This window comes from Embleya sp. NBC_00896, from assembly GCF_045207785.1.
Classification (GTDB): Bacteria; Actinomycetota; Actinomycetes; order Streptomycetales; family Streptomycetaceae; genus Embleya.
The window spans coordinates 5169855-5182731 of the sequence record NZ_CP108776.1; the positions used below are offsets into that span (position 1 = coordinate 5169855).

The following is a 12877-nucleotide window of genomic DNA, read 5'->3' on the forward strand; positions in this document are numbered from 1 at the left end:
CAAACCCAGCTGGAAAGCACTCCGGGCGAAGCCCGCCGGACCCCAATGACGTGGTCCGGCGGGCTTCGCCATTTCTTCCGCACGCCTTCCCTGGCAGCATGCGTGACGGGTCGTCAGATGATCAGTCGACGGCCGCCGCGCACGTGACAGGGGAACGGCACATGCCCATCGAAGACAGTACGACCGGCGCCGGCGCCGTCCGCTTGATCCAGATCTCGGACGTGCACTACCGGGACGCGCCGGGCGGCCACGGTCTGGTGCGACACGATCCCGCGGACGGCCTGGCCGCGGCACTCGCCGACGCCGCCGACGCGATCGCCGCGGCCGATGTGCTGATCGCGTCCGGAGACCTGGCCGACACCGGCTCCGCGGGCGCCTACAACGCCCTCGGCGACATCCTGGACGCGCTTCCGCTCCCGGTGTACTGCCTCCCGGGCAACCACGATCGGCACGACACCTACACGGCCTGCCTGCCGCGCACCGGCGTCCACCTCGAACCGGCCGTCCGGGTGGGCCCGTGGCTGCTGCTCATGGTCGACACCAACGCGCTCGGGCGCGAGCACGTCGGCGAGGGCGTGTACCGCGACCTCGACGAGCGGATGACGCTGGCCTCGGGCCCCGAGGTGAGCGCCCCCGACGCCGCGCGGGCCAGGGAGATCCTGACCGGGTCGGACGCCGAGCACGTGCTCGTGTTCGTGCACCAGCCGCCACTCGCCGAGATCTGCCCGACCCTGGACCCCTCCGGCCGACTCGCCGCACTGGTGCGCGACTTCCCGCGGATCCGGGCGATCGCCGGCGGCCACCTGCACGGCGGCCTGGAGGGCGAGTTCGCGGGGGTGCCCGTCTTCGTGGCGCCCTCGACGACCTTCAGCATCGACTACGTCGGCGGGACCTTCGACGGCCCCGGCTACCGCACCTTCACGCTGCACCCCGACGGCCGGGTCGACACCCTCGCGCACACCGCTCCCGGCCCGATCACCGATGCCCTGCGGAGCACCCCCGCGCCGCGCTTCCTCACCGAGCTGATGACCGGCCTGGTGCGGGTGGAGGAGTTGCGCGCGATGACCGACGAGCAGTTCGAGCGGCGCTTCGGGGAACCGCGTCCCGTTCGCGAGCACTGAGATCCCGGCGCCGATCGCGGTCGCGACCGGCGCCCGCACGGACCCGGACACCAGCACGAGGAGACACGTGACACAACATCAGGCGGACGCCGGACTCACTCTCGAAGGGGTCCGCAACTTCCGCGACATCGGCGGCCTGCCGACCGCCGACGGGCGACGGGTGCGCTCCGGTCGCTACTTCCGCAGCGGCCACCTGGCCAAGCCCACCGAGGCGGACCGCGCGACCATCGCGGGCCTGGGCATCCGGCTCGTGGTGGACCTGCGCAGCCCGGCCGACATCGAGCTGGACGGCGCCGACGTGCTGCCCGAGGGCGCGACGTGGCTCAACCTGCCGATGAGCGACCCGGCCCGGCACTCCGACTTCTGGGGGCAACTGCGCAGCGCCGACATGAGCGTGCTGCGCGAGCGGCTCGGCAACGGGCGCGCGGAGCAGTCGATCGCGGCGGACTATCGCGACCAGGTGTCGAATCGTGTCGACAAGCACGCCGCGATGCTGCGCGCGATGACCGAGGCCGACGGCCTGCCGGTGGTCGTGCACTGCTCGGCGGGCAAGGACCGCGCGGGCATAGCGGCGGCCCTGATCCAGCGGATCGTCGGGGTCTCGCACGACGACGTGGTGGCGAACTACCTGGTGAGCAACGAGCCGGGCAACCGCTACGAGCCGAACACCGACAAGCTCGCGATGCGACCGGGTCTGCTGGAGCTGTTCCAGCCGTTCCTGGAGGTGCGCGAGGAGTACCTGCGCGGCGCCCTGGAGGTCATGGACACGCACTGGGGCGGCTTCGACGCCTACCTGGAGCGGGGCCTGGGCCTGGACGCGGACCGGCTCGAACGGCTGCGGGCGGCGCTGGTGGAGGACTGAGCGCGCCCGACCGAGCGCGCGGAGGACGACGCCCCGGTGCGGTGACTCGCGGAGGAGACACCGCACCGGGGCGGGCGACGGTCGCGGACCGATCAGGAGTCGTCGGCCATCAGTTTGATCTTCCAGCGGGTGTCCTGGCGCGGGCGCAGGTACAGCAGCCAGTACAGCGAGGCGACCACCAGCACCCCGCCCGTGATCAGCAGCGCGCGGATCGGCTGTTCGGTCAGCACGTAGACCATGGACGCGATGAGCGCGATCGGCACCACCGGCCACAGCGGCATCCGCCACGCCTGCGTGCCCTTGTGCGTGCCGCGGCGGGCGGCCAGCGCGGCGCCGGCCACGACCAGGTAGAGCGCGGCGACCGCGACACCGGTGACCTCGCCGAGGATCTCCAGGTCCACGAAGCACAGGAGCGCGCCGGGCACCCCGACGACGAGCGTCGAGATCCACGGCGAACCGAACCGGTTCACCTTGCCGAAGGCCCGGTTGATCGGCTCGGGCCAGGCCCGGTCGCGGGCCGAGGCGTAGACCACGCGGGAGTTCTGGATCACCATGACCACGCCGGCGTTGATGATCGCGAGCGCGATGCACAGGCCGATGAAGGTCGCCATGCCGTGGTTCGACCATCCCTCGACCAGGCCGAGGATGTCGCCGCCCGCCAGGGTCGCCTGGTCCGGCGCGCCCAGCGAGATTGCGATCGTCGGGACGATCAGGATCACGCCGCCCAGGCCCAGGGTCCACAGGACCGTGCGCGAGACGGTGCGCCGCGGGTTCTCCATCTCCTCGGCGAGATAGACCGCCGTGGAGAAGCCCTGCAGGGCGAACAGCGCGCCGGCCATGCCGGCGATCAACAGGCCCATCTTGAGCGGGTCGGTGGTGTTCGACGCGGCGTCCACGACGACCTCGGGCTTGACCAGCGTCGAGGCCGACTGGTGGACGTTCGCGAAGCCGAGGAAGGCGACGATGGCCGCGGCCACGACCTCCAGGGACAGGAAGACGCCGGTCACCCACGCGTTCGCGCGCAGGTCGAGCAGACCCATGATGGTCGCCAGGATCATCACCGCGGCGCCGGCCCACATCATGTCGATCGTCGCGATCGAGGTCAGATAGTCGGCGGTGCCCAGCGCGATGATCGGCGGCACGATCATCACCACGATCGTGGCGATGATGAAGACCAGCCAGCCCATGAAGCGGCCCATCAGGGTGCCGACCATGGCGTACTCGCCGCCGGCGCTGGGGATGAGCGTGCCGAGCTCGGAGTAGCAGAACGCGACGCCGATGCACAGGACGGCGGCCACGACCAGGGCCAGCGCGGTGCCGGAGCCCAGGTCCGCGAACATCCCCGGAACGATCACGAAGAGCGAGGAAGCGGGGGTCAGACAGGAGAGGGTCAGGAGCGTGCCACCGAGAACACCGATGGATCGCTTGAGCGGTGCGGGCGCACCGTCGACATCGAGCGTGACTGGCGTCGCGGTCCCGGCCGGCGGTGGGGTTGTTTCTACAGCCATGTGCGCTACCTCTGCAGGACAGCGGGGTGCGGTTATCGCCTCCGGGACGGATGGTGAGCCGTTCGAACCTTCCGAACGGTGCGGCGTAATACAAACGCCCGTATGAACATGCGTCAAGATCCCGTTAGCAACTGATTCCGTAGGTTGTACGCCCAGATTTCACCGCATGTCGCTGCAAGCTGGCATCTGATGCCGCGTAATCCGCAGATTAAGTTGCGGGAAAAGTTCTCTCACCGTTCACCTGTCGAGATGGCCTCCGGCCATGGTCGACCGCGTCCTCGCGCACACCGACCTGCCGCCGGCCGCGGCCGGCGGGGTCGGATCATCGATCGGACGATGACCGGATTACGGGCGGCGATGGAGACGGCGGCGAAGCGGGCGGCCGAGCTCCGAGCCCGGCGGCGTCCAGGATCCGGGCCGCCGCCCACAGCACGATCCCGCACAGCGCCCACGCCGCGACCACGTCGGCGAGCCAGTGGTAGTCGCACCACAGCAGCGCGAACCCGATCAGGGCGCACAGCACCGCCGCGCCCGCGTGCCATCGCCGCCGCGCCGCCGCCGACCCGACACGCCCGAGCAGGAGCACGGCGAGGCCGTAGCAGATCGTCGAGGTCGCGGTGTGCCCCGACGGGAAGAAACCCCACTGGTCGGCCGTCACCGGCGACTCGCCGGGGCCCGGCCGGCCGATCAGGTCCTTGCCGCCGATCACCGCGATCATCACGACCGCGACCGCGCCGAGACAGACGAGGATCGGGTACGCCCGGCGCAGGCGCCGGGTCGCGAACAGCGCTGCCGCGGCGAGTACGATCCCGCCGGGGACCGGCCCGCCCAGGTCGGCCAACGCGTGCGCCGGGCCGTCCAGCCAGGCCGTGCCGGGCCCGGCGGCCAGGTCGCGGACCGCGTCCCGGACGGTGCGATCGAGCGTGCGGAGGGGGTCGCTTTCGGCCACTACCGCGACCGTCAGCACGAGCAGCACGATCGACAGGATCAGCGTCGCTACGAGGCCACGCGTGTACTGTGAGTGAACAGACCGCCGCCCCGGAACGGGGGGCGTTGTCCCGGGGCGGCCACCGGCTTGCTCAGGGCCGATGTCGGAGGAAGGTCTGTGCATCTCACTCGAAGATACGCGGAGAACAGGTCGACAAGTTCCCTGATCCCAGCCTTGTCACAAAGCCTGCACACGTTCTCCACGCTCTGAAAGGCGCTCTGGAAGGCGAGACATACACGCTGTACGTTGGGTCCATGGAGGATGTGAGCGGGGTCACAGCGCGTGCCGCGTGACATCGGCCGTCCCGGAGGGTCCAAGTACGCGGAGAACAGTCGTAAGCAGGACAAATAGACGGTGGCTCGAGTGACGTCGCATTGACGCAATGTCGTCGATCGCCCCTCTGCTGTCAGCACGCAAAGGTAGGGTTGGCCAGGTGGTTGAAGAGTCCGATTACTCGACATACCGCGTGCCGTGCATCCCGGCCCCTGCGGGGAGCGGGCGCGTCCGCCGGACCGAGGCTCCGGTGGTTTCCAAGGGCGTCAAGGCGGGCGGTGCCGTGTTCGATTCCTCGGTGGAGCCCCGACCGGGTCGGGGCGCGGGTGCGATGGGTGTGGTCCTGACCAGCGACCGCCAGCTGCGGGTGGTGCGCATGACCCGGCCCCGCGGCCTTCGCCTCGAAGGCGAGATCGACCTCGCCAACGTGGACGTGGTGCGCCGCGTCCTGTCGTCCGCCGCCCGCGACGGCGGCGACATCCGGGTCGACGTGAGCAAGCTGGTCTTCATCGACGTCGCGGGACTGCGCGTGTTCGTCGACCAGGCGGGCATGCTGGCTCGGCGCGGCGGGCACATGGTCCTCGTCGGCGCGAGCCGACAGATGCTGCGCGTCCTCGCGCTGTGCGGATGGGACACCGTGCCGGGTCTGACGATGGTCGAGCGGATCGCCCCGGCGCCGCGCCGACCGCGGATCTGACCCCTTCGCTCGCGCCCCGGAGCGCGTTCGAACGTCGCTTTCCGGTCGAGTTTCCCCCGAACGCCGAACCCCCCGTCCACCGGAGTCATCCGGTGGACGGGGGGTTCGTGGCGTCGGGGGTGCCCCGGCGGATCAGACCGCGTTCGCGAACGCGGTCTCCAGCACGTCCAGACCCTCGACGAGCAGGTGCTCCGGGATCACCAGCGGCGGCAGGAAGCGCAGCACGTTGCCGTAGGTGCCCGCGGTGAGGACCAGCACGCCCTCCGCGTGGCACGCCTTGGCGACGGCGGCGGCCAGCTCGGCGTTCGGCTCCTTGCCGCCCGGCTTGACCAGCTCGATCGCGATCATCGCGCCGCGACCGCGAACCTCGCCGATCTCGGCGAACTTCTCCTGCATCGTGCCCAGGCGAGCCAGCATGATCTCGCCGATCCGGCGGGCCGCGCCGTTGAGGTCGAGGCCGCGCATGGTCTCGATCGCGCCGAGCGCCGCGGCACAGGCGACCGGGTTGCCGCCGTACGTGCCACCGAGGCCACCCGCATGGGCGGCGTCCATGATCTCGGCGCGCCCGGTGACGGCGGCGAGCGGCAGGCCGCCCGCGATGCCCTTGGCGGTGGTGATCAGGTCCGGGACGATGCCCTCGTCGTCGCACGCGAACCACTGGCCGGTGCGGCAGAAGCCGGTCTGGATCTCGTCCGCGACGAAGACGATGCCGTTCGCCTTGCAGAACTCGACGATCTTCGGCAGGAAGCCCTTGGCCGGCTCGATGAAGCCGCCCTCGCCGAGGATGGGCTCGATCACCACGGCGGCGACGTTGTGCGCGCCGATCTGCTTGGTGATGACGTCGATCGCCTGCGCGGCGGCCTCGTCGGCGCAGTTGTCCGCGCCGGTCAGCCAGCGGAAGGGGTAGGCGACCGGGACGCGGTAGACCTCGGGCGCGAACGGGCCGAACGACTCCTTGTACGGCATGTTCTTCGCCGTCAGGGCCATCGTCAGGTTGGTCCGGCCGTGGTAGCCGTGGTCGAACACGACGACGGCGGGGCGCTTGGTGTGGGCGCGCGCGATCTTGATCGCGTTCTCCACCGCCTCGGCGCCGGAGTTGAACAGCGCGGTGCGCTTCTCGTGGTCACCCGGGGTCAGCTCGTTGAGCTGCTCGGCGACGGCCACGTACGACTCGTACGGGGTCACCATGAAACACGTGTGGGTGAACCGCTGGAGCTGCTCGGACGCGCGACGCACCACGCCCTCGGCCGAGTTGCCCACGCTGGTCACGGCGATGCCGGAGCCGAAGTCGATCAGCGAGTTGTCGTCCACGTCGACGACCACGCCGCCGCCCGCCTGGGTCACGAAGACCGGCAGGGTCGTGCTGACGCCGCGCGCGACCGCCTTGTTCCGGCGCGTCATCAGCTCGGTCGACTTCGGGCCGGGGATGGCGGTGACGAGCCGGCGCTCCTGCGGGAGCGAGGGCCCACCGGGCTGCGAAGCGCCCATGCTGGTCTCCTATGGGTCGATGCGGGGGTACGCGGTGGCACCGCGGTCCTATACGAGCAGGCTAGGCGCCGCGCCACCCGCGCCGCATGCGCCGCATCGGTGAGTCACCCGGTTGCTTGTGTCCGGGATGGACAAAAGCCGGCCGGGAACAAGACCGGAGACGGGCGTGTACGAACACGCGTGGGACTCGCACCGGAATGATCATCACGACAGCGGGTCCGGCACCTAGATTGAGTCGTGTCGAAGGCGTGGTTCCGGGAGGACGAGACGTGGACGTGGAACGGCCGGAGCCCCCGGCATCGCCGGCTTTCGAGGCCGCGGCCTTCGCGGACGACACCCGCCCGACGCCGGCCCGCCGCGCGCGGGCCGCCGAGACGCGCGTACCGCCCCCGGCGCGACCCCGCCGGGCCGTCGACCCCGACGGCTTCGACCTGCGCGGGTGGCTCCGCGGCCCGCGTCACCGGGACGCCCCGGGCGTGTACGGATACGGCCGCGACGCGCGGGAGATCAAGCTCAAGGAACTCGAACGCGAGGCGCGCACGCGCCCGGACGGCGCGCTGATCCGCCGGGCCGTGCTGTGGCTGGTGATCGGCGTGCTCAGCCTGAACTGGGTGATACTCGCCTATGTCTGGCTGGTCCGGAAGGTCCTGCCCGAGTTCGTCTGGCCGCTGCTGTTCAACAACCTGCTCTACGTCGTGCTGGTCGTCTTCTTCGGCTACCTCGGCCGCTGGCACGAACTGGTGTGGCCCTACCTGCGGCCGCGGTGGCAGCGGCTGGACCGGCGCGCCGAACTGAACGGGCGTCCGCGCCCCGAACAGTTCCGCCGGGCCGCGCTGTTCCTGGTGCTCGGCTTCGTCGCCTGGATCGCGCTCATGCGGCCGTTCGTCGAACTGCTCCTGCTGATCTTCCCGCGCGGGCTCCTGCACGACGGGCAGTGGTTGGTCCGGCTGCTGTACAACGGCGCGTTCCTGTTCCTGGCCGGCCGACTGGGCCGCTGGGACGTGGTGCTCAAGCCGTACGTGCTGACCCCGCGCGAGAACGCGAGCGCCGCCGAGGACGAGGACGCCGCGGTCGCCGATGCGGACCTGTGGCCCGAGTTGCGCGAGGCCGGGCTGCACGAGGCGGCCGACGTGCTCGACGACGAGGTCGACGCGGGCCGTCTGCGGGACGTGGACTACCTGCGCCTGCGCCGGGTCATCGAGGCCGGCGACCACGACGCCGAATACCTCGCCGACGTGGCCGACGAGATCACCGACCACGGCGCCGCGGCCTGCCGACACGGCTCCGGACAGCGCGACGTGCGACCCCGCCGGGCCGAGCACGACCTGCTGACCGGCCAGGTGCGGGTCGGCATCGGCACCGACCACTCGCGAAACCCCGCCGTCTACCGCGAGACCGCCTTCGGGCTCGACCCCGACGTGCTCGGCGCGTCGATGCTTGTGGTCGGCGCGGCCCGGGCCGGCGAGCCGGGCCGCCTGCTCGAACCCGTGGTCGAGGCGATGAGCCTGCGCGCGCTCACCGGCACCGCGTCGCTCGTGGTCATCGACGCCAAGGGCGACGAGTTCGAACGCCCCGGCGGCTACGACCGCGAGGTGATCGTCGGCGACCCCGACTCGCCCTCCGGCCTGGACCTGTACGGCGGCGCGGCGTCGCCCGAGGACGCCGCCGACCGGCTCGCGGCCGCCGCGTTGCCGCCCAACGCGATCGGGCTCGCGGACGGCGCGAGCAACGTGCTGCGCCAGGTGCTTGCCGCGCACGTGGCCGCGCACGGGCGCTACCCCGAGGTCGGCACCCTGCTGGACCTGCTCGACGGCACCGAGGCCGCGCTGGCGGCCCTGGAGCAGGCGCTGCGCGCGGCCGACCGATTCGCCGAACACGAACGCGCGCTGCGGGCGATGGCTCGCGGCGACGACGCCGCGCGGCTGCTCGTCCAGCGGCTCGCGGTGCTGGAACGGCCGGGCGTCGCGGGCCTGTTCGGGCCCGACCGCGTGCGGTTCGCGGCGGGCGACATCCACCGACCGCTGCGGGTGCGGATCGCGCTCAACGAGGCCGCGCACCCCGAGGCGGCGCGGCTGATCGGCCGGCTCGTGTTGTCCCAGTTCGTCCAGGCGATGGCCACGCCCCGACGCGAGCGCGGGCCGCGCAAGGTGTTCGCGTGCCTGGTCGCCGACGACGCCGGGCGGCTCGTGGACGAGTACGCGGCCAAGGGCCTGCAATGGGCCCGCAACCGCCGGGCCGGCCTGGTGCTGTCGGTGCGCTCGCTCGACGACCTCGCGCCCGCGCTGCGGCACACGGTGTTCGCCGCGGCCGGCTGCAAGGCCGTCGTACCGGGCGCCTCGCGCGCCGACGCCGAACTGTTCGCCGAGCACTGGGGGATGACCAAGGAGCAGGAGCGCTCGATCACGAGGGGCACACCCGAGGGCGGTCTGCTCAAGCGCGCGCGGTACTCGGTCATGGGCTCGCTGTTCGGCGACAAGGCCAGCGGCCGCTCCGAGCGGGTCACCACGCGCACGGTCGAGCGCTACCGCTGGTCCCCGGCGGAGATCACCGGCGACCTGCCCACACGGCACGCGATCGTCAGCCTCACCACCCGAAAGGGCGAGCGAACCCCTCCCGTGCTGATCGATCTCGGCCACTGAGTCAGACTGGAAGCCTCCCCCCACTCCAGTCTGGACAACGCCCACATGCCGCCCACCCTCGCCTCACTGGTCCGCGCACCCGCCCTCGACCTGCGGGTGCTCGCGGGCGAGAGCGGGCTCGACCGCGAGGTCCGGTGGGTGCACACGAGTGAACTCGCCGATCCCACGCCCTACCTGGAGGGCGGCGAACTGCTGCTCACCACCGGGATGAAGCTCGGCCGCACCAACGCCGAGCGCCGCGCGTACGTGGACCGGCTCGCGGCGGCCCGGGTCGCCGGGCTGGGCATCGGGGTGGGGCTCTCGCTCGACCGGGTGCCCGCGGTCATCGTCGAGGCCGCCGAGCAGCACGGCTTCCCGGTGTTCGAGGTGCCGCGACCGACGCCTTTCATCGCGATCAGCAAGGTCGTCTCCTCGGCGCTGGCGGCCGAGCAGTACGAGACCGTCACGACCGGGTTCGCGGTCCAGCAGGAGCTGACCCGGGCCGCCGCCGGGCGCGAGGGCGCCGCGTCGCTGGTCCGCCGGCTCGCGGCCCGGCTGGACGGCTGGGCCGCGCTCTACGACGCGGACGGCACGCTGCGCCAGGTCGCGCCGGCCGCCGCGCGCTCGCGCACCGACGCGCTGCGGGCCGACATCGACAAGCTGCGCGGGATGCCGGCGCCGTCGTCCGCGTCCCTGCAGGGGGTCGAGGGCGACGGACGGGTCGTGGTCCAGTCGCTCGGCGCCGAACGGAGGATCAGCGGATTCCTGGCCGTGGGCACCGACCGGCCCCCGCGCACCGCCGACCGGCAGACCGTGGGCACCGCCGCGTCGCTGCTCACCCTCGCCCTCGAACAATCCCGGGAGAGCGCCGACGCGGGGGCCCGGATGCGCACCGCGTTGCTGCGGCTGCTGCTCACCGGCGAGCGCGCGACGCCCGCCGAGCTGGCCCACGACATCGCCGCAGACCTGCCGCCGGGGCCGTGGCGGGTGGTGGTGGCGACCGGACCGGAGCCGATCGTGGCGGCGTTCGCCGAGCGGGTGGGCGCGCCCGCCGTCCGGGCCGGCACGCCCGCGCTCACCGGCCTGCTCGCCGGGGCCACCGTGCTCGTGCTGCCCGACGCGGTCGAGCCGGTCGAGCCGACCGACCTGCCGGGCCTGATCGCGGGCGTGTCCGGCCCGGTCGAGCCGGCCGCCGCGGCCGACGGCTACCGGCAGGCGCTCGGCGCGCACGCGGTGGGCCTGCGCTCGGAGAAGGCGCTGACCGTGCACGGCCGGGACGCCGGGGGACTGCTGCCGCTGCTCGACGGGGACGCCGTGCACGCGTGGGCCGGGCAACTCCTGGCCCCGCTGCGCGCGCACGACGTGGGCGGGCGGGGCGATCTGGTCGAGTCGCTGCGCGCGTGGCTGGCCCGGCACGGGCAGTGGGACGCGGCGGCCGGTGACCTGGGCGTTCACCGGCACACCCTGCGCTACCGGATCCGCCGGGCCGAGGAGATCCTCGGCCGTACCCTGGACGATCCGGACACCCGCGCCGAGCTGTGGCTCGCGCTGCGCGACCCGCGCGAGGACAAGTCGTAGCGCCGACGCATCGCACTTGGCCGGCATGGACAAAAACCCGAGCGGGCGATCCCTTTACCGTGGGCTCACCGGGATCATCGGTGCCCGTTGACGGAGAAGGAGCAGCAGTGACCACCACCCACGCGTTCTGGTCGGCGTGCCGCCAGGCCACCGGCGAGACGGCCTTCGACGTCACGAACTCGTACGACGGCCGGGTCGTCGGCCGGGTCTCCGAGCCCACCGACGCCCAGATCGAAGAGGCCGTCGCCGCCGCGCACGCCTGCGTCCACGAGTTCGCCGCGCTGCCCGCCTACCGGCGCGCCGCGGCCCTCGACCACGTCGCCAAGCGGCTCGGCGAGCGCGCCGAGGAGATCGCCCGGCTGATCACCGCCGAGAACGGCAAGCCGATCAAGTGGGCGCGCGGCGAGGTCGGCCGCGCCGTATCGGTGTTCCGCTGGGCCGCCGAGGAGGCCCGCCGGTTCAACGGCGAGGGCATGCGCCTGGACACCGACGCGGGCGGCACCGGCCGCTACGCGCTGGTCCGCCGGATCCCCAAGGGCGTCGTCCTGGGCATCGCGCCGTTCAACTTCCCGCTCAACCTGGTCGCGCACAAGGTCGCCCCCGCGATCGCCGTCGGCGCGCCGATCATCCTCAAGCCCGCCCCGGCCACCCCGCTGTCCGCGCTCGTGCTCGGCGAGATCCTGGCCGAGACCGACCTGCCGGCCGGCTCGTGGAGCGTGCTGCCGGTGCCCAACGACCGGATGCCGGCCCTGGTCAAGGACGACCGCCTGCCGGTCATCTCGTTCACCGGCTCGGGCCCGGTCGGCTGGAGCATCATGGACTCCGTGCCGCGCAAGCACGTGACCCTGGAGCTGGGCGGCAACGCCGCCGCCGTCGTGCTCGCCGACTGGTCCTCCGAGGCCGACCTGGAATGGGCCGCGCAGCGGATCGCGACGTTCTCGAACTACCAGGGCGGCCAGTCCTGCATCTCGGTGCAGCGGGTGATCGCGGACGCGAGCGTCTACGACCGCCTGGTCGAGAAGATCGTCGAGAAGGTCGCCGCGCAGGTCACCGGCGACCCGGAGGACGAGACGGTCGACGTCGGCCCGCTGGTCAGCGTGGCCGCCGCGGAGCGCGTGCAGGCGTGGGTCGACGAGGCCGTGCAGGCGGGCGCAAAGGTGCTCGTCGGCGGTACGCGCGACGGCGCGTCCTACGCGCCGACCGTGCTCAGTGAGGTCCCCGACGGCGTCACGATCGCGTGCGAGGAGGTCTTCGGCCCGGTCCTGACGCTGACCAGGGTGGACGGCACCGACGCGGCCTTCGCCGCCGTCAACGACTCCGACTTCGGCCTCCAGGCGGGCGTGTTCACGCACGACATCCAGACCGCCTTCCGGGCCCAGCGCGAGCTGGAGGTGGGCGGCGTGATCATCGGCGACGCCCCGTCCTACCGCGCCGACCAGATGCCGTACGGCGGCGCGAAGAACTCCGGCGTCGGCCGCGAGGGCGTCGCGTACGCGATGGACGACTTCACGTACGAGCGCGTGATGGTGCTGACGGGCCTCACCCTGTAGGCGCACCCCCATGAACGAAGGGCCCGGCCACCTGGGGTGGTGCCGCCGGGCCCTTTCGCGCGTTTCGCATGTCTTGACCGCAACGGTGGCATAGCTCTGGACAAACGGCCTTCTCCCGGCATTCATTGGAAGCGCACGGGCAGGTAACACCGGCCGGTAACAACGTCGGTTCCGCTGCGAGTCCGCGAGGAGTC

General features: G+C 72.2%; 9 protein-coding genes. 6 read left to right on the forward strand and 3 right to left on the reverse strand.

Annotation, left to right across the window (positions count from 1 at the left end):
- The first annotated feature begins 161 nt into the window (after window positions 1-161).
- Together OG928_RS23530 and OG928_RS23535 are read left to right on the forward strand one after the other, a co-directional pair.
- Window positions 162-1121, forward strand: coding sequence for a metallophosphoesterase (locus OG928_RS23530; protein WP_406286988.1), 960 nt, complete (start codon window positions 162-164; stop codon window positions 1119-1121).
- Between the two features lie 67 nt (window positions 1122-1188).
- On the forward strand, window positions 1189-1983 hold the full coding sequence (locus tag OG928_RS23535; RefSeq protein ID WP_406286991.1) for a tyrosine-protein phosphatase: 795 nt from the start codon (window positions 1189-1191) through the stop codon (window positions 1981-1983).
- A gap of 92 nt (window positions 1984-2075) precedes the next feature.
- Here the strand turns inward: OG928_RS23535 and OG928_RS23540 are convergent, their stop codons facing one another.
- Both OG928_RS23540 and OG928_RS23545 read right to left on the reverse strand, forming a co-directional pair.
- Window positions 2076-3491, reverse strand: coding sequence for an APC family permease (locus OG928_RS23540; protein WP_406286992.1), 1416 nt, complete (start codon window positions 3489-3491; stop codon window positions 2076-2078).
- Window positions 3492-3813: 322 nt separating this feature from the next.
- On the reverse strand, window positions 3814-4467 hold the full coding sequence (locus OG928_RS23545) for a phosphatase PAP2 family protein (protein WP_406286994.1): 654 nt from the start codon (window positions 4465-4467) through the stop codon (window positions 3814-3816).
- A 535-nt stretch (window positions 4468-5002) separates the two neighbouring features.
- Here OG928_RS23545 and OG928_RS23550 point away from each other — a divergent pair.
- Entirely contained in the window at window positions 5003-5449 is a 447-nt protein-coding gene (locus OG928_RS23550; protein WP_406286996.1) for an anti-sigma factor antagonist, read from the forward strand.
- Between the two features lie 132 nt (window positions 5450-5581).
- Here the strand turns inward: OG928_RS23550 and gabT are convergent, their stop codons facing one another.
- On the reverse strand, window positions 5582-6937 hold the full coding sequence (gabT, locus tag OG928_RS23555) for a 4-aminobutyrate--2-oxoglutarate transaminase (protein ID WP_406286999.1): 1356 nt from the start codon (window positions 6935-6937) through the stop codon (window positions 5582-5584).
- A gap of 269 nt (window positions 6938-7206) precedes the next feature.
- On the opposite strand from gabT, the gene OG928_RS23560 reads away from it, so the two are divergent.
- From OG928_RS23560 to OG928_RS23570, 3 genes are all read left to right on the forward strand, one after another.
- Window positions 7207-9576: a hypothetical protein gene (locus OG928_RS23560; RefSeq protein WP_406287001.1), complete on the forward strand. Its 2370-nt coding sequence runs from the start codon at window positions 7207-7209 to the stop codon at window positions 9574-9576.
- A 45-nt stretch (window positions 9577-9621) separates the two neighbouring features.
- Window positions 9622-11133: a PucR family transcriptional regulator gene (locus OG928_RS23565; RefSeq protein WP_406287003.1), complete on the forward strand. Its 1512-nt coding sequence runs from the start codon at window positions 9622-9624 to the stop codon at window positions 11131-11133.
- A 107-nt stretch (window positions 11134-11240) separates the two neighbouring features.
- Window positions 11241-12683 carry an aldehyde dehydrogenase family protein gene (locus OG928_RS23570; RefSeq protein WP_406287005.1) on the forward strand — a complete coding sequence of 481 codons (1443 nt, stop codon included), beginning with the start codon at window positions 11241-11243 and terminating at the stop codon, window positions 12681-12683.
- Window positions 12684-12877 lie beyond the last annotated feature (194 nt).